At 68.6% G+C, this 22,668-nt stretch carries 1 protein-coding gene (running past one end of the window); it reads left to right on the top strand.

Going from position 1 to position 22,668, the window contains the following annotated elements:
• Positions 1-22,668, top strand: the 3' portion of a protein-coding gene (locus tag AVL48_RS01455; protein ID WP_061988622.1) for a WXG100-like domain-containing protein. It extends 5,103 nt beyond the left edge of the window; 22,668 of the gene's 27,771 nt are visible here — the last part of the coding sequence; the start codon falls outside the window, past its left edge; the stop codon is at positions 22,666-22,668.

Genomic DNA, 22,668 nt, shown 5'->3' with positions numbered 1-22,668 from the left:
AAGGAAGATCCGATACTGCTGACGGTGAGCATCGACGAGATCGACGAGGCGCTGGTGTATTCGAACGCCCAGTACATCCTGAGTGACGGGGTCCAGGGCGTGGCGTCACCGGAGGTGCTCGATCAGGTGAGGGCGGCGCACGACCTGGTGCGGGACGGGACGGAGAGCGGCTGGCTGATGGAGGCCGATTTCGGGCGGCGGGAAGGGCAGGCGGGCGGTCAGGCCCGGCTGACCGAAACCGGTCTGGAAAAGGTCGAGCTGCTGCTGGGGCGGACCTTGTCGGTGGAAGAGGTGACCCGGGTGAACATGGCCGCCGCCGCCCGCTGGGAATACCGGGAGAACGTGCATTACGTCCTGCACGACGGCAAGATCTACATCATCGATCAGACGACACATAATGTGATGTTCGATCCGGCGACCAGTTCGGAGAGCCGGTGGAACGGCGGGCTGGCGCAGGCGGTGGAGTTCAAACACGGCTTGGAGGTCCGGAGTGATTCCGCCGGGGACAAGATGGTGACGGTCCACGAGTTGCTGGGGAAGAAGGAGTACGGGCAGAAGACCGGGGCGTCGGGGACGGCGAACGGGCACGGGGAGAAGTTCGCCGAACAGGGGATGTCGCCGGTGGTGCAGGACATCCCCCGGTACTACCAGTCACGGTTGAAGATCTCCGATGACGTGGTCGCCGCGGACGAGACCGCGAAACTGCGGCAGCTGGCCCAGGACGTGCACGCGATGCAGGCCCCTGGTGGCACCCGCCAGCCGCAGTTGATCCTGGCGACCCGCAACGACCAAGTCGCGATGGTGTCGGGCATGCTGGGCGAGCTCGGTGTCGCGCATGAGGCGATCGACGCGAAGTGGCAGCTGGAGAAGGGCGCCGCTTTCGACGACGAGTTCAAGCGGGTCATCGAGGCCGCCGGCGCGCAGGGCAAGGTCCTGGTGATCAACATGCAGGGCGCCCGCGGGGTGGACATCACCACCACGAAGGAAGCGAAGGACGCCGGAGATCTGGTGGTGCGGATCACCGCGCATTCGGAGATCTCCCGCGACATCGACGTGCAGGCCCAGAACCGCGCCGGACGCTCCGGCGGCGGCGGCGAAGTCGTCTACTACACCTCACCCAAAGACGAGTTGTTCCACCTGTCCTACAACCCCGACGTCCAGCTGGCCATCACCAGATACACCGACGCGGTCACCTCCGGCGACACCCACGCCACGACCGTCGCCGAGCAAGGCCTGCGTGACCTGGTCGACGAACTCCACAACACCCACTCCGGACACCCCACCGTCGATCGGACCGACGCGCAGGCCAACACCCCGCCCACCGGTGCCGACAACACGCTCACCGAACCCCACGCGGAACCCGAAACCCACCCCCCCGACCAACGGCCCACCGCACCCGAACGCCACGACTCCCTGCTCGACGACCCTGTCGTCGACAGGGACGACAGTGACACCCCCACCGCGCTCGCCGAAGCACTCAGCGCCGCCCACCAGACCTTCACCGACCAGCTCGACGCCTGGCGCGCCACCCACCCCGACATAGTGGTACCGGAGCCGGTGACCGACCGGCTGAAGAAGGACTTCCTCACCGATTTCCGGGCCGCTCGGGCGTCGCAGGCCGCGACGACACCGGAAGACCGGCAGACGCGGCTCGATTCGATCGTCGGCGGCCTGTACGAAGCCTTCAGCCAAGCCTTCGTCCCCGGCCACGTCGGGCCCCGTTCGGTGGAGACGGAACCGGAATGGCCGTCGATCCCGTCGGATCGCGATGGCGCCTTGGCGTGGGTGCACGGCGAGGGCGGGCTGCCCCGGCAGAACTTCGGTAAACGGCCCGCACAGGACTTCCAGCGTTACGTCGAACAGGCGACGAAAATCGTATCGCTGTACCACCGCGTGCCCGTTTGGATCGAGAATCCCCGTCCGTCGCAAGCGGACGCGGTCAGGCTGAACAACGCGGTGAAGGACATCGTCGCGGGATATCTGGCCAACGGTCTCTCCGAAGCGGGCGCGCACGAACTGAGCCGGGAACTCGCGAAGAAGCTGAATACTTCGCGGAGTTCGCCACCGGACTCGGCCGGTTTGCCCGGCGGCGCGCGCACCGAAGATCCTGGTGCTGAAGAGGGAGAGCCCTCCCGTAGTGACGCGATGGACCTCCCGGATGTCCCCGACTGGGCACAGGAGTGGTTTGACAACCTCCCGTCGGCCCAGGAACTTCCGGAAACGGCGCCCGATGAGCCGGTCGCTACCCAGTCGGTGGACGCGGCCACCCCAGCCGGGTATCCGGCCTTGCCGGAAGCCGACGGCGAGTTGCGGCGGGGAGTGGCGTATCCAGCCGTGGAGGAGGACGGCTGGCGCGCCGCGGTGCCGTTGTCCGAAGACAGCATGAACGCGCTGGAGGAGCTGAAGAACCGGTTCGCGGCCAAGGTCAGGGAAGCGGTCGAACAGGGGCGGGAGATGCCGGATGCGCGGCTGCACTCCTACCAGCGGGTGGAACGCCGGACGGAAAAAGAGGACGCCGATTTGTCGCGGCTGGAGCGCGAATTGCGCGCGGCGGCCGAAGGCGCCAGTCCGGGCCTCGACCAACGGAAGCTCACCTTCGACCGCGAAGCGCACCGACCTCTCAAGGGCAGGGAACTCCGGATCACTCTTCATGCTTCGCTGAAGCGGACCGAACAGAGCTATCGAACGGCGCGTGAACTGGACATGTCCTTCGCCGGCGTGGCACAGAAGCACGTGTTGCCCGCAGCTGAGGTTCGCCGCCTGCGGTTGCTGGTGGAGGGCATGGCCCAACGGCTGGACGACGACGCCGATTCCCACGGGCAGGTACGTCTCGAGGTGCACGTGGTGACCACTGCCGGACCGGCCGAACGACGGATTTCGGGAGTGACCGCCGAGTTGTACGCGGCGGTAGGGGCGGCGCGGCCACAGTACTCGGCCGAACAAATAGCGGAGTTCATCACCCGGCATGTCGTGTTGGGTGTCACCCGGACGGAGAACCGAAAGCATGTCGGTCTTTTCGTCACCCTCGCCGAACCCGCTCGAATACCGGACCACTCCGTGCCCGCGGCGGAGCAAGTCGAAGACACGCCGCTGACTTCGCTGCCGAGGGAACTGAGCGTTCGAGTCATGCACCGCAGCGATGTCGAAATCGACAGATGGGAAGGAGCGCTGGCGACCGGGGAGCTCTTCACGATCGTCGAAGACGCTCGCACGAAGCTGAATGGATTCATTGACAAACTCCTGACCGAAGTCCTTGAGCGCGCCTTCAAGGGACAGCAACTCAACGATGTTCGTTTGCACGTCTGGAAACCGCTCAACAAGGTCGCTCCCGGAGTTCGCTTGCCCGAACATGACGCACTCGAAGAGCTGGTGGTGCGAGAGGCGGGGGTCCGGGGCCTGGTGCCCGGTCAGCTGCGCTTCACCTACGAGACCCACCAAGCGAAGACGAAAGCGTCGCGCGCGGTGGGAATCACTTCGCATCGGACACCGAGGCAGGGGAAGGACCACTATCTCGCGGCGACTTCCTTGACGGAGTTCTTCCTGCCGAGACTCGCCGTTCTGCCGGAAGCCAGCCGGGAGCGGATCACGTGGCTGGCGACGGGATTCATCGTTCGGCACAAGGCGCCACAGGGCGGGAACGAGACTCTCTCCATCGCGGTGACGCAGACCTCCGAAATCGGTGCCGGCCTCCGGGTGAAAGAGGTACGGAAACTCGTCCTCACCGCTTTCTCCGGGCAGTTACCCGGGCCCGCAGGCGCGCGACGGGCCCGCGCGATCTTGACCGAGTCCGTCCGCATCACCTCCTACATCCGGAATGGAGCGCAGCCCGCCGTTCTGGTTGACGTGGTCGAGAACGGTGAGGTGCCGTCGCCCCGGAGGAAAGAGTGGCAGGAGCAGGCGCGGTCGACGCGGGAGGCTTCGCGTGCGGCCCGAGAAGCGGAAACCGACGAAGCGGAGACCGAGGTCGTCCGGAGTGAAGCCGTTGGTGCGGGTGGGGTGTCCGCGGCCGTGGAGACCTCCTGGCGCGCCGAGTTGGAGGTGAGCATTCCGCCGCGGTGGTCGCCGGACGATGAGGCTTCACTGGCCGGCCTGGTGGACCGGATCGCGCGGGACGCCGAGGTGCTGGAGTGGGAGACGCGGGAGCCGTTGGACATCGCGTTACGGCTGGCCGATACCGCCGAGCGGCGGGCGCGGTTCGGGCTCGCGCTGCTCGACTCGCTCGACGGCCGGTTGCGGGCGGCGCTGCGGGGCCGGGGGGTGGACGCGGACGCGGTGCGGTTCGGGTTCGACCGGTTGGACAGAGACTTGCTCGAGGGCGAGTCGCCCAGTGTCGAGGTGCTGGTGCGCCGATCGCCGAACCGGCCTGTGCGGTACTACCGGGCCGCGAGGGCGCAGACTCTGCCTTTCTTGCCGGACAGTGCGGCGTTCTCGCAGGCTTCGTGGCGTCGGATGGGATGGCAGCTGGAGGGCTTCGTCCAGCGGGTGCGGGACAGCGGCGCCGTGACGGGGGGACCTCGCCTGGTCATCACTCTGCTTTCCGCGCCCGGTGACCCGGTTTCCGTGCGGGAGGCCATGGTCACGGCGCAGGTGACCGCCGCGGTCTGGGCGGCGATGCCGCGGGCTTCGGAGGAGCAGGTCACGAGGTTCATCGAGGCCAACATCGAGTTTCGTCGTGACAGCTCGGCCGAGGGACCGGCGCTGGTGATGACAGTCGAAAGCCCGGTGCCTGAGCTGGACCGGGGTCCGGACCAGCCCGAGAGGTCGCTGCCGGGGGGCGAGCAGGTGACCGATGTGCCCGGTCCTCTCGGCCTGCCTGAGCCGTCCGGGACTTCGAGGTCGTTGGTCCCGTTGCCGGTCGTCACCGGACCTTCCTTGCGAACGCTGCTCACCACGACCGACGTCGGAATGACCGCAGAGGTGGTGGACGAGTGGTCCGCGGTGCTGTCGTCGTATGAACCGCCGCTTTTGTCCGAGGCGGGCGAGGAATCCCTGACGCGCCTGGCGGATCGTCTCGTCAGCGACTTCGAGATCGCGCCGGAACGGGAGCCGTGGGACGTCAGGCTTCATATGACCGACCGGATGGGCAAGCTCACGCGGTACGGCGACGACGTGTTCACGATGCTGGACAGTAAGTTGCGCTCCGCCCTGCTGGCCCGGGGTATGTCCGAGGAACTGCTGCGGTTCGACTTCGACCATGTCGGACACCCCGCACGCATGTCGGCTGACGCCGGCGTCAGGATCACCGTGCACCAGTCGCCGAACCTGACTGTGCAGGACTACTGGAGCACGCGGAAACTGGACCTTTCCTTCCTGACCCGAAAGGAGGCGCTTCCGCACGCCGAGCGACGCCGGCTGCGGTGGATGGTGGCGAGTTTGATCCGGTGGGTCGACATGAGCAACGATCCCGCTCGGCTGGTGCTCGATCTGCGCAGTGCGGCGACGATGATGGAGAGCCGGGCGGGCTGGGTCACGGCCGAGGTGAACGCGGCGGTGCGGGCGGCGTTGCCGGAGGCATCCCCGGCGGGGATCGAGTCCTTCATCCAGGGGCACATCGAGCTCCGCAAGGAGGCGATGCGGAGGAATCCGGTGCTGTTCCTGGATTTGACGGGGCTTGGTTGGACCCGGATGCCCACGACGAGCGAGGAACCGGCCGGCGAGGTGATTCCGTTGCCCGTCGTCACTGAAGGCCCCCGGTCGGCGGAGGCGACCCGGATCAACAGTCCCCGGCCGGTGGCCGGCTGGCGAGCCGAGCTTTCGGTGACCGATACGCGGTGGTGGTCTCCCGACGACGAGGCTTCGCTGGCTCAGTTGTTGAAGGAGATCGGCCGGAACAGCGCGCGTTTGGAGCGGTTGGCCGGTGAACCGTTGAACATCAGGATCCGGATGTCCGACACACCGGAGCGGCGGGCGACGGCCGGGCCGGCCTTGTTCGAACTGCTGGATGGCCGGGTGCGGGCGGCGCTGCGGGAGGAGGGTATCGACGCGGACGCGCAACGCTTCTCCTTCGACCGGATGGAAGGCAATGTGCGAAATGGCGCCGCGCCCAGTGTCGAAATAACGGTGTACCGGGCGTTCTATCTGCCGGTGGAAAGTTACCGGGCCGCGAGGGGACTCCAGATGACCTTCCTTCCCGGCCAAGGGGTCTTGCCGCAGCAATCGCGTCGTTGGCTGTGGTGGATGGTGCAGGGGCTGGCCGAGCGCGTGCGGGGCAACAACGATCCCGGTCAGCGGGTCCGGCTCGTGCTCGATCTTCGCACCGGGGAGCCGTCGGCCAAAGCTCGAAGGGACTTGATCACGGCAGAAGTGAACACCGCGGTCCGGGCGGCGTTGCCCCAGGCGTCGGATGAGCAGATCAGGCGGTTCATCGAAGGCCATATCGCGTTCCGGCAGGAGCGGGTGCCGGTGACCTGGAATCCGTGGCTCTTCTTGGACATCGAAGGTCCGCAGCACGATCTGGACCGGTTGCGCACCCCGCGCCAATTCTCGACGTCGTGGTCCGACGCGGTGAAAAAGCGAGCCAAAGAACCGATCGGGTTGCCCAACGCTGGGGAAGCGCCGTCGGCGGAGATGGCCGGGGACCCGGACAACGTCATCGGGGACGGAGAGCACGCGGATTGGTCGTGGACCGACGAGGGCTTCGACGCCGATTTCTTCACGGCGATGGGTTTCGACCCCGGGCAATGGTCCGCCTTCATCGAGCAGCCTCCCGGTGAGATGGTGGAGACAAGGCTGGGTCTTCCGTCGCTCCCACCGGATCGTGACGGTGTGCTGGCGTGGTTGCGCGACGACGGCGGGCTGGGCAGGAATGTCTTCGGGAAAAAGCCCGCGCGAGAATTCGAGCGTCCTATCGAGCAGGCCACGAGAATCGTGTCGCGATATCACCACGTTCCGGTGTGGGAAGGGAGCCCGGCCCCGGACCAGGTAGAGGCCGTCGAGCTGAACGGCTTGGTGAAAGACGTCATCGCGGGATACCTGGCCAACGGCTTGCCCGAAGAGGACGCCGACAAGCTGGCCCGGGAACTCGCAACGAAACTGGGCACTTCCCGGACCTCTCCGCAGTCCTCGGTGGTCTTGCCCGGCGGGGCGCGCGGGGAAACCGTCGCGCGGGTCGGGGAAAGTTCCCGAAGCGGGCAATCATCGTCCTCTGTGGACGCTGGGCTGCCCGCCCTGCTTCCCCCGGCCATCGAGTTGGACGACCTGGGACCGCGCCTCACGGCGGATCCCCTCGTGTCGGATACCCGGCCGCGGACCCCGCAGGGCACGGAAACCGTCGCTCTGCCCGGAGTCGCCCGGGCGACCCCGTCGTACTTCCGCCGGGCCAAGGCACCGGGCATCGCCACCCAGCTGAGCCGGACCGAGGAAGTGGACCAGGTCGTCGCGTCGGCCCGCTCGTTCGCCCCGAATCCCCCCACCGCGAGCGAGGTCGCCGATCTGGAGCACGCGTTCGGCAACGACGTGGGCTCATTCTTCGGCGAGGGCCGTGTGTTCACCCTGGGCGGCAGGCCCATCCGGATCAGGGTCGATGAACTTCACTGGCCAAGGCAGAAGGCGGCGGACCGTACCGGGACGACGAAACCGGTCACCCGAGAGGGAGCCGGAAGCACGAGTGCGCGTACCGGTACCAAGACGAACCCGAAGACCACCTGGATCTTCTTCACGCCGATGGTGCCCGGCCTGTTCGCCACCGGGGTCTTTTCGGTGCCGACCGGTGTTTCCACCGTCCGCGGGCACGGCCACGACTTGAGCGGCTCCAAGCAGATCAGTGTCTCCCTGCCGGAGCGGCCGGCGAACGGCGCGAGCGGTTACCAGGGGACACGCTCGGTCAGCGTGCCGATGACCGTGATCGTCGAGCCAGAGAACCCGCGGAGCGATGACCGGAAGCTGAACATCGAGCACCCGGGCGACAGCCCGTTGCGCAAGCCGGTCGCGGCTGAGTTCGCCGTGCCGGAAGGGCTGCGTGAAGAGGGCCGCCCGCTGCCGTTGCCCGACGCCTTGCCGCCATCGGCCACCGAAGCGGTCACGATGAAACCGGGAATGCCGCGAAAGATCTTCGACCAGGTGCTCGCCCGGCTTGGCAAGCTGGACAAGGACTCGCGTGAGGTACTGCGGGACTTCCTCGGCACGGGCACCATCACCGCGAACCTCGCGGAGATGGCGGTGACCCCGCAGGCCGACCCGGAGTCGGGCTGGACCACTTCGCATTCGCTGGTCCGCGGTGGTAACCCGCTCAAACGGCTCGTCTCCTCGCGGTCGCGGAAGGTGCAGATGCGTGCCGTCGCCCGCCAGGTCGCTTACCTGGAGACGATCGAGGACGCCGAGTTTCGCGAGCATGAGACCGAAACCAGCACGAAGACCGCGTCGAGCACGGCAGGCCGCGACGTCACCGGGGCGCTCGCCGGTGGACCGGGTTTCGACTACGGCATGGTCAGCGCGGGAGCCGGTCCCGCCGTCGGGGGTGGGTACAGCAAGAGCCGGACCACCACGCACGGCCAGGAGTCCGGGCGGTCGGTGACCCGCTCCTATAAGGACAGCGTGGTCCGCTATCGCACGGTGTACGACCTGCAGGTTCGGGTGCCCGGCAGGGCTCCGCTCACTTTCGTCGGTGCCGTGGAGGGAACCCAATGGGCACAGCTCGACGACGCCCGTCAGGCAGGTCTCCTGCCTGGCCAGAGCACCGGCGGGCCCGGCACGGTCGGAGCGCCACTGCGACTGGAAGAGGCCAGTGCCCGCCTGAAGTCGATCCTGCGCGATTCGGCGAAGACCATTCCCGGGCACAAACGCTGGGCGTGGCGGGACACGGGGCTCGTGACCCCCTTCGGCGACCGGAAGCTCAAGAAGGGCTTGACCGGGAAGCTGGAGCGCCAGCTTGGACGCTGGGAAGCCATCGACACGGCGGTGTCGGCGGACAACCTCGCCCGGCGGTTGCCGAATCTGCTCTCCGACCAGCCGCAGTTCCTCGAACTGGCGCCCGAGCCGGGCCGCGGGCACGACTACCACACGGGGTTCCGGATCGACGCCCGGTTGCTGACGCCGCTCGGAGAGCCGCTGGGCCCGGTCAAAGGCGGCGCGGGCACCACCGCGCTGACTGACGCCGAGCGCGGCGGGGACACCGCCGACCGCGGCTGGAGCGCCGCGGGCGGCATCCGCGCCCGGATCTACGGAGCGCTGGCGGGCAACACGGTCATGATGACCGGCACGCACAAGGTGTCCTTCGACCGGACCAGGTCCACCGGACTGACGCGTGACACCGAAACGGCCTCCGGCGGGACCGTCGGCCCGCGACTGGACGAGTCCGGCGCGGTCGTCCCGGAGCCCAAATACCGGTACGCGGCGAAGGTGGAGCTGAAGGTCTCGGGCTCGTACTGGTCCAGGTACAACGATCTCGCCCAGGGACTCACCGTCGGGAAACCGGGCAAGCACGTGCCCGAGGACCATCACCTGCCCATCGTCGACTCGCGGGCCGCCGCGGACGGACGTGCTCCGCGCACGGTCGTCGCCGACGTGGTGCTCGAGCTGACGGAAGCGGAGAAGCACGCCCTGCGGGCGGTGTCGGCGACCGGGGGAACCAGGTTGCCGTCGAAGCCGCTGAACCAGGCCGACTATCTGCGGACCGGGACTTCCCGCGTACTCGACGGCGTTCAGGTGCTTTCCGTGAGCGGGCTCGACCAGGTACGCAAACGCGTCAGGAGGACGCTCAAGCGCGCGTCCGGCGACCCGATCTGGAAGTACCGGGACGGCGAGAACTCCGCGCTGATCGACCAGGCGATCTCGGTCGAGGCCCTGCGTTCGGATCTGCGGGCGTTCAACCGTCCGACCCGGATCGACGGCTTGCGGTGGAAGCGGCGGAAGGCGGCCCGCACGGCGGCCGTGGGGGTGTCGTATCGCCTTCGTGACCCGGAAGTGCTCGACACCTTCTGGCAGCAGCCGAAACAGGGCGTGGGGACTTCGACCTCGGCCTCGTCGGAGAAGGGCCGCGCCTGGGGGATCGCGAACGAGTTCGAACCCGCGGTCTTCGCCGTCAGCGATGGCGTGGCGCATCCGCCCGGAACGGTCATGCGCGGCGTGGCGCCGGTCCTCACGGAACTGAACCTGTGGCGCTCCAGCAAGGGCAAGCGGTCGAGCCGCAAGACGTCGGTTTCGACGTCGAGCTCGCAAGTCCTCGAACCGCGCCGGATCCACGTGGTCGAAGCCACCCTGGAGACGACGGTTTCGGTGGAGACGGCCAGGCGTGGTCTTCTCGATCGATGGCATTTCCGCCGGACCCGGCCCGTGAAGACGGCCGCGCACCGGTCCGAGCTGCCGCGTGCCGCGCGGGTCCTGTTGACCGACGAACAACTGCACGAAGTGCGGATCCAGCAAGCGGCCGAAGACGCGCGCAGGGGTCTCACGCCTTCCACGCCGACGGCGCCGAGGCCCGCCGAACACGTCGGTGAGGTCCCCGAAGAGCACCGTCTCGGTGGCTCGAACTGGGCCGACGGGGTCAGCGAGCCGGTCGATCTCAGTGCTCAGCTCTACCGGGCCGACCAGGCCGACGGCACCGGCAGCACGGCCGGGCTCTACGCGCGGCTCGAGGCGGCGCTCACCAAGGAGAAGGCCGAGCAGCTGCTGAACAGCGCGGCCTCCGACACCGGTCACGACAACCACCGCGCGATCGAGCGGTTCCTGTCCGGCTTCCAGGCTTCGATGGTCAATCTGGCCAACGGTGGCGTCACCGCCGGTCTGCGGCTGGACGACAAACTCAGTGGGGAGACCTACGATCTCGTCGTCGAAGCCCGCCCGAAGAGCGAGCCGAAGCCCTTCGGTGTGGTGCACGGCGAGCTCACCAAGGCTTCGGTGGCGTCCGTGTGGGCGGCGACCACTCGCACCGCGAAGCGGAGCTTCGTCGAGCTGATGACCATCCCGGCCGCGGCCATGATGTTCCAGTCGGAATCGGCCGCGCAAGAGGCCCAGCGCGACCCCGGTAAGCACGGCGCGCCCTCCACCACGCTCGGCTACGGCGTCGGGCACGTCCTCGACTGGCTGAACCAGTTCAGGAGCCGCAAGGACAGCCGTACCGCGGAGTCGACGCAGTCCGAGTCGGTCAGCGGCGCCTTGGCCGAGCGCAGCGTCGAGCTGGACTTCGACATCCGTTTCGAACGGCGCGGCGAGCGCATCGCCGAGATCTCCGCGACGCGCACGGTGCGCACCCGATCGGCGGTGGAAGACCAGGGCACCGGGGACGACCTTCCGCACGAGGGCACGGTGACCCGGCGTCCGGAAACCGAAGCCACCGAGGACAGCCTCGACAAGTGGCGGCGGCCGTCCGGCGCGGCGAACCTCCCGGCCGACCCGGCGGATTTCCGGATCACCCATTTCGACGGCCAGGTCGAGGCTCTGCGCGAGGCCGCCCAAGCCGTCCTCGAGGCCGCGACCGGGAAGAAGCTGGATTCGCGGACACTGGCGCTGATCCGCGAGCAGCTCACGCCCAGCTGGCTCAACGTCCTGGCGTCGTCGCATTTCAAAGACGGCAGCGCCACCGGGATCGAGCTGCCCCTCCCTTCGGAACTGGGCGTGAACCTGACGTTGCACGCCATGGTCGACGGCCCCGGCAGCCTCGAGAACGCGAGCGGGCGAATCAAGCTGAACGGACACACGGAAGCCGCGCGGGCGAAGGAGGTCAGTGGCGGTAGCGAAACCGCGCAGGCGATCGCGACCCTGCCGGTCGTCGGCGCGGGCGTGCCCCAGGCTCCCGGGCACACCACCTACGAAGAGGGGCGGCAGGTCTTCGGCAGTATGCAGGCCTTGTTCTTCGGGTTCGAAGCCCACGGCGCCGTCGCTGACGGCCACGAGCACGAGGGTGCGCACGGCTCAGGCGGCAAGGCACTGCCGAAGCCCGGCACCCCCGCCTCGGCCGATCCGATCACCAGCACCTGGTCCTATCCGACCCGGTTCCGGCTGGTGGCGGAACCCAGCTCGACCGGCCCGCTCGCCCGGCGCGGCACACAGGTGGCCGACGTCGACTACGGCAAGGGCTACCACGTCCGCCGCAAGGACCAGAACCACCGACTGCCCCTGCCGCTCAAGAACAGCGTCCTCGAACTGGCCCGGCGCGACCGCGAATGGACCGAGGCCAGGGCGAAGGCCCGCGCGGTGGCCGCCAGGAACCCCGGCCGTACCGTCGCCGAGACCGCCTTCGAACGCCGCGCCGCGGCGAAGTTCTGGAAGGCGAAACGCGACTACGACAACGCCCTCGCCGCGGCACAGGCGGATCCGGCGCTCCACGGCGGGCGCCGCGTCGTCCGGATGGAGATCCCGGCGGGTACCTGGACGGTGCCGGTCGAACACTGGAAGCCCCTTTCCCAGCTCACCCGTGACCTTCTCGCCGCACACGACGAGGACCGCATTCCGCGGGTGCGCTATCGCGTGATCGGCGACCCCGTGGCTGCCCTGCTGGACTTCACCGGCGTGGTCATGCCCAAACTGGACTCCTTCGCCAACCTCGAACAGTTGTCGACGCCCGTGGGGCAGCGGCTCGGACGGAACGACCTCGGCCTGGCGACCGAACCCGAGGTCTTGCGCGGCGCCGGGAACACGATCATCGAGATCTGGATCGACGAGAACGCCGACCGGGTTCCGGTCGTCGACGACGCCGCCGACACCGAGCTGCCCCCGGTGTGGGAAGAGGACGAGCCGGACTCCGATTCCGGTGACAACGACCCGCCCGCGAGGGGACCGTCCGATGAGGACTCCCTGCACGGCACGCCGGAGGAAGTCGACCGACGAGACGCGACGAGGGCCGGAAACGCGCCGACCGTGCCTGCCGTCGCCTCGGCCGCACAGTCGCAGGCCGCACAGCCGCAGGTCGGTCTGGCGCTGCCCGGCGGGCAGCGTCTCCTGCGCGTCGAAGTGTCTCCCGGCGACAGGGGCGAAGACGCCGAACTTCGTGCTCAGGCCCGCGACGTCGCCCGCTTCCTCCTGGACAATCCGGGAGCCGAGACGCGGATCCGTGTCATCGGTGACGAAGCGGAGAGCACGTATCGAACACTGGTCGCACCCGCTTTGGAGGAGGCGGTCCACCTCGCGCAGACCTCGCTCCCCGGCACCGCCCCGCGGCCCGGGACGGCGGCGCTCGGCCTGACGAACGCACCCGAGATCGTCGCCGGTGCGGGAAACCCGGTCATCGAGATCTGGGGCAGGGAAAGCGAAGACGGCGCCGCCGCGGGCTCTTCACATCCCGGTAAGGGTGAATATCGCCGACTGGCCACGATCCGAGAAGAGGACGAGCCGGAGTCCTCGCTTTCGAATGGGCGAGAGGACGGTACGCCGTCCGCGAGCCCGGCGACGAACAAGCCGGGCTCGTCGTTCCGGGAGGCCCTCCCGGAATACGCCCGCGACGGCAGGGCTCTGGGTCTGGTCGTGGTGAGCGAGGTCAAGGACCGCGACAAGGTCGGTGAACGCATCAACGAGATGCTGGCCCCGATCGGCACCGCGGCTCCGGAAGGCGTCAAGGCCATCGTCGGGAAGCTGAACCGCGCGAGGTTCGAGACCTTCCTCGGATCGGCACCGGGGCGGCCGGCCGGGACCGAGGGTCCGCGACCGCCGGGGGGCCGGAGCTTCCAGGTCCGGGCCGGCGAGAAGTGGTTCGAGGCGCACGTCGTCGCGGTGATGGATCTCGACGGCGCGACGCCCGGTGAGGGCAAGCGTGAGCCCGCCAGGGCCGTCCGTGAGGTACGCGACCAGCAGATCATCGGGCACACGCGGTCCCGGGCGGAGAATTCGTCCTACCGGCTTGGGCTTTCCACGATCTCCCTGATGAGCGCCGGCTGGCCGCTCATCGCCGGTGGCGGTACGGGACTCGCCCGGCCAGTCGGCATCCGCACCTCCGACACGTCCACGAACGCGCAGACCATCTGGCGGCCCAACGCCGAGGTGCGGAGCGCGAAAGTGCCCGTGAAGTACTACATCACGCTGACCGGTGAAGACGGCCAGTCCCTCGTGGACACCAGCGACGGCGAGGTCACCCTGCTGCTTTCGGACTCGCTCGCCACCATCACGGAACCGGCCGGGGTCTCGGCGGGAAAGCCATACCGCGGCTGGGAAAAGAGGATGGGCTACCTCGCCGTCGACGCGGTGGACTTCGACGAGCGGGCGCTGTTCGACAAGGTCCAGCGGAAGGTCCATCCTTCGGTGACCAAACTGGGGGCGCCCGGCTGGGCCGCCTTGCGGGAATTCGTGTCCGCCGCGAACATCCGCGCGCTGTCGAGGAAGCTGTGGCCGGGCGAGCCCGCGCCTTCCGCGGACCTGGTGAGTCGCCATGGCGCCTACCGTGAAGCCGCCCGGATGACCTTCCGCCCGCACGACGTCGAGTTCGTCGGGGTGGTGCCCGCCGAGGGCGAGTCCCGCACGGAGAACACCGTGACGGCCGAGGAATCGATCGCGTACACCTCGAAGTCCGGGCCGGACGTCCTCGGCGGTATCGGCGGTGGGGCGGGCGTGCCCGGGGTCGCGGCCGGGTACGGCGGGGTGAGCGGGGCCATCGCGGCGACCGTCTCCGACACGGCCGTCGGGGGACGGTCGGCCACCACGGGGACCAGCATGTACGTCCAGGGCGACGTCGGCAGCTATCGAGTGACGGGCGAGGTCGCCGTGCAGACCTTGCACGGTGACTGGGTGACTGAGCCGGCGACGAAGTACGTCCGATTGGACCTGCACGAGGCCGCGGCCGAGAACCTGCCGGTCCCGCCGGGATACGAGAAGCGTTTCATCGACGTGGGGCCGCGCTTCGAACCTCCGTATCTGGCAGCCGCCGCGGCGGGCGGGCACGTTCGCGCCGGGATCACGCCGGTCGCCGCGGGTGTCCTTCCCCGGATCGAAAACGCGTTACGGCGTACTCCCGGTCTGCAGGATCTGCTGCCGAAATGGAGCAGTGGCGAGCCGAAGACGTCCCGCGGCTCCGGCGACAAGGTCGAGGAACGCCTTTCGAACCAGCGGAAGCTGGCGTCGGTGTTCTCGGCGAGCGCTCTGATGAACCGGCTGGACAGTCTCCTCGGCCCCGGTGTGTCGACCCAGCTCAAACGCCGCGGCTTCTTCCACGACGAGTTCATCAGTGTGCGGGTCAAGGCCACCCTCGGCGCGGGCCGCCATTTCGGGCAGGTGGACGGGCGCACGGTGGCCGGGATCCAGACCACGGGGACGACCGCCGCCGGCGGTGCGAGCGCGGACCGCGGCTGGAGCGGCGGGCCGGAGGCACGCGGACGGGTCGGCTTCACCGGCGCGCTGGACATCGGGGCGATCACCAATGTCGCGATGACGCCGGTCAAGTTCGCGGCCGGCCGGTCACGGAAGAACACGGGTTCGGCGGGCAGCGCCGTGACCGTCGAACAGGTCGGCGCCGACAAGTCCCATGTCTTCGGCCACGACATCACGTTCGACGTCGAGATCGTCAGCCACCGGCGTCCTCGCCGCTGGGTACGGCGGTTGACCCCCGGATCGCCCTTCCGGTCGACCCCGAAAGTGCGCACGCTCGCGGGCTCACGGCCCGGCGCCGTGGTCCCGCTCACCCCGCTGACGGGCAAGACCGAGTTGTGGGTGAGCGATTCCGCGGTCCACGAAACCGATCCCTCGAAGTTCGCTCCGGGAGCCACGACGGTCACCCACCTCGATCCCGAGCGGACACCCACCATCGACGAACTGTCCGCGACGACCACCAGGGTGCCGGAATTCCTGTACGTCGAGGCCTTCGCCAACGCCGGAGAGCTGGGGGACCTGGCCGTCGACCTGTCCAACCGGGTCACGGACGGCGACGAGGTACTGGTACTCCCGGGCAGCAAGGGACACCAGCTCGTGCACGAGTGGTTCGCTCCCGAGACGCTTCGCGCGCTGCTCGAATCCTCGTCGATACCCGCTTTCCGTCGCAACGGCCTCAGTTACGGGCGCCGCGCCACGAAACGCACCGGAGCCGTCGGCATGCGGCTGGAGCTGAGCGAGCCGGTGGTGGTCAAGGTGTCCGACGTCGGCCGCGACAAGGTGACTCGCAGCGGCGCGACCAAGGCGGCGTCGGAATTCTCCCGTGTGAAAGCACTGGGATCCAGCGCGAACATAAACTTCTTCGCGCCCGACGCGACGTCGACGTCCGCGGCGGGTGGACGGATCGCGCTGGGTGGCTCGGGCAAGTTCTGGGGCCGGAAACGGGGCCGGTCGAGCGAGCAGACCGTCGTGGTCGACCACAAGGAACGGGCGTCGGCGAACAGCCGCACCGTGCTGGTCCGTTACGACGTCAACGCACGTATGGTCCTCGAATCCAGGCAGAAACGGATCGTCGACGGCGCGGTCTCCACCGCCGGGGCCGACAAGTTCATGCCGGGCTCGCTTTTCCTCCGGATGAGCGAGCGGCAGGCCAGGGCGCAGGGGCTGCTTCCCGCGGCCGAACCGCGGGAGACGGTGCCCAAGCTCGGCGCCCCGGAACTGGCGCTCGGCTCCTCGGGTTCTCTCGGCAGCTACGTCGCCGAGGACCTGCCGGATCTCTCCCGGCTGCTGCCCGCGCTGCGCGCCGGTCTCAAGGACGAGCACCGGGACCTCATCCCGAAGTCCGTGCTGGACGACGTGATGGGCAACGCCCAACGGCTGGGTGATCTGGTCGAAGGCGCGAACGCGGCGTCGCTGCTCGACAACGCGCTCGACGGCGGGTTGCCCTTGCGCGTTCACAAGCCGGGAGTGCTGTGGTCGGACGACTACAACGTCGTGTTGAAGGCCACCGCGGAGACCGTCGAGTTCGACGGCTACGAGAACGACGGCAGTGAGATCGAGCAGGCGATCACGAACGCGGCCATGAGCAAGTCCGTCGAAGAACGTTCGAAGTCCAGGGGTGGCTGGCTCCGTCCCGGCTGGCGGTCGTTGTTCTCCACCGGTGACCCCAGTGGTGGAGGTGCGATGGGCGGCTCGGCGGGCGTGGCAGGCACACGCGAGCGCACCGACCGCCGGGTCACCGGATCCGGACTGACCTCGATCCGCGCGACCACCGCGTCCGGGCCCGGTGCCCGGTACCGCGTCCGGCTGCGGTGGGAACTGAAGATCGAGCGCCAAGGCCGCGAGATCGGGTCGAGCGCGCTGACGGACCACATCACGATCCGGGCGAGCGCCGACGACCAGAAGCTCGGCGGCGGTGGCGGCATGGAACACGAGAGCTCGGTGATCCCGCTCGGACGGCACACCGAAGACAGCGTGAAGGAATGGCAGAGCGACGGCCGCAAGCTCCCGGCGGACGTACTCGTGGAGGGTTTCCGGGGCGCCGCGGACATCCGGCAGGGAGTGATCCAGGCGATCAAGGGCGCCGGGGCGAAGGCAGGGCTGACCAACAGCGAAACCGGCGCGATGAACACGCTCGCGCTGTCGGTGACCAACACGGCCATCCGGGCCAATCTCGTGAAGAGCTCCGGGGCTTCGCTGCCCTTGCCGGAGCTGTACACCATGTCGCTCGCCGGTGGCCAGGCAGCGAAGGTCAAGATCTACTCCAGGCTCACCGGGGCGCAGGTCGTCGGCTTGAGCGACCACGTCCGCTTCGACCAATCCGCGAAGATCCTGGAAAGCTTCACCTCCGACACGGCTCGTTCCGGCGCCGCGGGCGGCCAGCTCGTCGGTGGTGACGGAGGCATCACCGACCGGGCCGACAACCTGCACATCCCCGGTGGAGCCGACACCCAGGCGACCACGGCGACCGGCCAGCTTTCCGGCGCCACCTCGGGATTGCGTTCGGTGACCCTGCAGGACACGGGCCGGAGTGGACTGACCAGGTTCGACACCGAGCACCTGATCGTGGCGGAAGTCGACGGGGTCACCAGCGCCGTCGTCGTCCGGCTTCCCGCCTCGGCCCTGCCCCGGGTGATCAACGCCGACCTGGCCAAGGTGCTGGGCGTTCCGCTTCCGGCGAAGGCGGCGCAAGCCCAGGACGGCGTCTCGCGGGCCGCCGCGCTGTGGCGGGCGAAAGAGTCGATCCTCCACCGGAAACAGGGTGTCGCCGACCAGAAGTGGTTCGATCACCAGGCCGTCGAGCAACGGCTTCGCGCGATCGCCGGCGTGCCGGGCGAGGTCGGGGTCGATCCGCGAATCGCCGCACAGCGAGCGCGGATCGCCGCGAGTGTCGCCGCACTCCAGTCGGCCGGAACCGGTTCCCATGACGAAGCAAGGGAACGAAGCAAGCAGCTGACCGCGGATCTGGCCAGGGAAGAGGCGAATCTCGACGCCGCCGCCGAGGAGCTGGCCCGGACGCGGGCGGAACTGACCGCCGCCGCCCGCGCGGCCGACGTGGCCAGGACCGCCTGGCTGCGAGCCAAGGCAGAACTGGAAACCGAACTGGCGGAGCTCAACGCGACTCTGCGAGGGCCGGACGGGAAAGACAGCGCCGGACCGGGGAAGGGCGAGGCCGCTCCCACCGGAAAGGACACCGAGGCCGTTCTCGACTCGACGCCGACAGAGTCCGCCGATGGCCGGCCGCGGAACTCGTTGCCGGACTGGGTGCTGCGGAAATCGGACTGGGCGCGGGGACTGCTGGCGTCCGCGCGGGTGCCCGAGGACGTGCTCGCCGGACTGGCGGCGGAAGCGCGGCGGATCTTGTCGGCGCGGTTCGCGAACCCGGGGATCGCGGAACGGCGGGAAGTCCTGCACACCATCCTGACCGCCGAACGCGTGCACTACCACCTCGGCGGCGAAAGCCCCGCTTCCGCCGCAGGCCTGCTGCAGGTGCTGGCGCGGGAGCTGGCCGACGCGGTGGGGACAGCCGAGGCGTCTTCGTCGAAGCCGGATCGGAGTGGCCGGGCGAACGTGGCGGAAGTCGGCGTGCTCGTCGGTGACGGGACCTCGAAGCTGGCGGGTGCGGCGAGGTGGTTGCCGAAGGAAGAGGGCGTGCACGGGGTGGTGCTGCTCGATCACGGTATGCGTGATGTGGACCTGATCGAGCAGGCGATCCGGGCTTCGGGATGGCGAGAGGGCGACGCGATCCGGCTGTACGCCTGTGAGACCGGCGACCTGGAGCAGTTGGCCGTCGACCTGCGGGACAGGCTCGGCGTTCCGGTCGGGCATCCGGTCGATCTGCTGTGGCTGGGTGTGCCCGGGGCCGGGACCGCCGTCCGGGTCGGGCCGCTGGGCCACACCGAGGACGGGAAGCCGGTCTGGCCCGATGCCGACGGCGGTGGCTGGGTTTGGCAGGTTCCGCCCTCCTCGGGAAACCGTGAGGGCCGGATCGAGGGGAGCTACCGGCTGCCCGTTCCGGTCACCGCACCGGCCGGTCTTGGTCTCGACGCACCACGGCATTTGGGGCCCGTGGTCTTCCCAGTGCCGGCGGACGTCCTGAACTGGCGGCCCGAACAGGACGAGACGAAGCCGCAGACGTTGAGGGAATATTTGGTCCAAAGAGGACTTCCGGACGGCTTCGCCCTGAAATCGGGCACGCGCCGGACCTCGAACAAGGCCGCCAGGACCTGGATCCGTGCCTGGGCGGCGGGATTTCACGGCGTGAACGACGTCTTGGGAAATCCGTACACGCAAAGTGAGGTCGTCCGCATGTCCGGGGGACTGATCCTTCGTGAGGAACTCGGCCTGCTGTGGAAGGACCTCGCGCAGGGTAAGACGCTGGAGGAACTGGAACTGGCGGCGCCCGTGGCGGCGGAATCGGCAGCGGCCGGAGCCCAGACCTCCGGCAGGGTGACCGACGTCCCGGTGCCGGAGGAAGTGGTGCGGTGGCGGCCGGGCCCGACCGGGCCGAAGACGTTGCGGGCCTATCTGGAAACACTCACTCTGCCCAAGGGGATCTCGGTTCCCGCCTCGTCCGGCAGGTTGAACCAAGCCACCACGAAGTGGGTGCGGGCGTGGGTGGAGGGGTTGGCGAACGAGGACGATCCCGACACCGGACGGCCTTACAAACCGGCCAAGGTGTTCGCTCTCACCGGTGGACTGAGCAGTCTCCACACGGTGCGCGAGTGGCTCAAGGCGGCAAGACCGGCCGTCGAGGAAGACGAGCATGCCGCGGGCCGGTCGCGGGCCACGGGCGCCCGGGCCCTCCCACCGGGTGCCGACGTCGTCTACGAGCCACCGGTCGTCGAGTGGACCGGGCATCTGGCCGCACGTACCGAAATCGGGTTCGTGACCGCGCGGGACATCGACGAGCTGGCTCCGGTGGTGGACCGGCTGGTGCGGGAGATCCTGCGGCGTCGCAGGCAGGGATTGCAGGCTCCCGATCTCCGCTTGCGCCTTCATGTCGATCACAAGGACACGCATCGTCCGATCCAGCGGGAGCGGCTGGAAGTCGTCGGCAAGTTGGTGCGGGAGATGATCGACGACAGGATCGCCGCCTTGGCCGCGGCGGGCGAGGAGGTCCCGGTCGTCCCGGCGGAACTTCGGGTGAAGCTGGACCTGGGAACCCAACGTCTGGCTACCGGGAAGCGAACCCGGTTCGAGCTGGTGCGGCATGCCGATCATGGGCTGAAACCGGACGATTATCGCGAAAAGGCTCAGCTGGCGGTCGCGTTCGCCCAGAAGGCGGTCGGTCTGCCCGCAGCGCACTCCGATCAGGTCCGTTGGGTCCTGCAGGGTGAAACGATCCGAGCGCTGCTGTCCGGAGAAGACCGGATGAGCCCGGTCACCTTCGTCCTGGATCCCGCCTTCCATGGTTCGCCGGAGTTGCGAGAGCAGCGCGAGCGCCGTCTGAAGGACGCGGTCAAGGCCGCGGTGACGACGGTCTCGGTGGCGTACCAGAAGATCGGTGGTTCCGAAATCGACGTCGACGCCTTCGTCGGCGAGGTGAGGTTCGAAGACTCGGGTCGCGCCGCGAAGACGCTCGGCCCGGACCTGGTGGACATGGTCCTCGAGAACCCGTCCGCCGAATTGCCCGACTCGCACACCCTCGATTCCGAGATGGTGCCCTCGACGACGGATCTCAAGGCCGCCCTGCTGACGGCTCTCGTGGCGGGTGACGAGTCGATGCCGGTGACACCGAGCAACGCGGTGTCCTTCGCGGCCTTCAAGGCGATCGGAATTCCTCGGACGGAATGGTCGGCGCCACTGACGCGCGACACCTCGTTCACTCTCTCGCCGGATGACCTGGTGGCGTTGCGCGCCGCGGTGAGGGCCTTGGCTCCCGAAGTGCTCCGGCGTCAGCGGGCCGGAGTGCAGGCCCCCGACCTCCGGATCGTGCTGTCCATCAGTCCGCGAACCGAAGGCACTCCCGCGCACACGACGCGGCTTCGCGATGCCGCCGTGCTCGTACACGAAGAATTGCGGTCGGCGGGGGTGGACGAGGCCGGCATCGAAGAGTCCTTGAAACTGAGGATCAGCCTGGGAACGCGCATGAGCGACCAGAAAATGCGGCTCGAATTATTGCGGTACGACGAAGAAGGAAAGTCGCCACGGGAGTATCGGCGCATGACTTCACTCGATGTCGCTTTCCCCTCGCGGAAGCCCGGCCTGACCGCGGCGCAGGGCAATCGGGTGCGGTGGCTGGCACAGGGTGAGGCACTGCGGGCCCTCAAGGCGGGCGAAACCCGGATGCGGCCGTTCACCTTCACCGTGGGCTCGGCCAAGAGTGAGTCCGAGGAGCTGGCGGTCCAGCGCAAGGAGTACATCCAGGAACTCGTCCGCGAGGGTGCGAGGACGGTCGCGCTGGCGCTGGAGGCCCAACGGCGAATCGGGCCGGTCGACATCGCACAGTTCGCCGCCGAGGTGCTATGGGAGCGCTCGGATCACGTGGCCCGGCCGGGCGCACATGTGATGGCGAGTGTCCGGGTGGGGGAGCCGAGAGACGGCCGCGGGGCGGGCCCGTCCGAAATTCCCGCCGGCTCGGCGAGAGAGGCGGAACAGGCACGGGAACGACGGCGGAGGGCATCTCGTCTCGATCCGGAGGAAGCGGATGAAAGCGGGTTGGTCTCGGGGATCGCCGACGTCCGGGTCAGTGCGGGGCAGGACCTTCGGCCGATGGCTTCGCTGTCGGGGGAAGAACCCGCTGACTTCTTCCAGGACCTCATGGCCCCGGGGCCGGATTTGCTCCTGGAAGGCTTCGATCTCGACGCGATGATGGAAACCATGCCGGACTGGCTTTCCACGTTGCCGTGGGACCCGACCTTCTGGGAGATGCCGGAATGGGCCGATCCGTTCGGCGGCACGTCGATCGCGGACGTGGGAGTGCTCATCGGGGACGGTGACTCGAAGGCGGCCGGTGCGGCGAGGTGGTTGCCGAGGGAAGAAGGGGTGTTCGGGGTGGTGTTGCTGGAGCACGGGTTGCGTGATGTGGAGGCGATCGAGCAGGCGATCCGGACGTCGGGCTGGCAGCCGGGCGAGGCGATCCGGTTGTACGCCTGCGAAACCGGTGATTTGGAAGCACTGGCCGTCCGACTCTGGGAGCGGCTGGGAACACCGGTGGGGCATCCGGTCGATCTGCTGTGGCTGGGTGTGCCCGGGGCCGGTCCCGCGGTGCGGGTCGGTCAGTTCGGTCACGACGAAGACGGCAGGCCGATCTTGCCCGACAACGACGGTGACGGCTGGATCTGGCAGGTTCCGCCCTCGCCGCAAAATCGCGACGGCCGCGTCGAAGGAAGCTACCGTCTTCCCGTCCCTCTCGCGGCTCCGCCCGTCCTCGGTCTCGACGAGCCATTGCATCTGGACCCGGTGAGGCGGATCTCGGGCGGGACGGCGCGCCGTCGGTGA

Origin of the sequence: Amycolatopsis regifaucium (assembly GCF_001613935.1) — a bacterium.
GTDB lineage: Bacteria > Actinomycetota > Actinomycetes > Mycobacteriales > Pseudonocardiaceae > Amycolatopsis > Amycolatopsis regifaucium.
The sequence above is the reverse complement of the archived record's forward strand: the minus strand, read 5'-3'. Positions and strand labels throughout refer to the sequence as shown.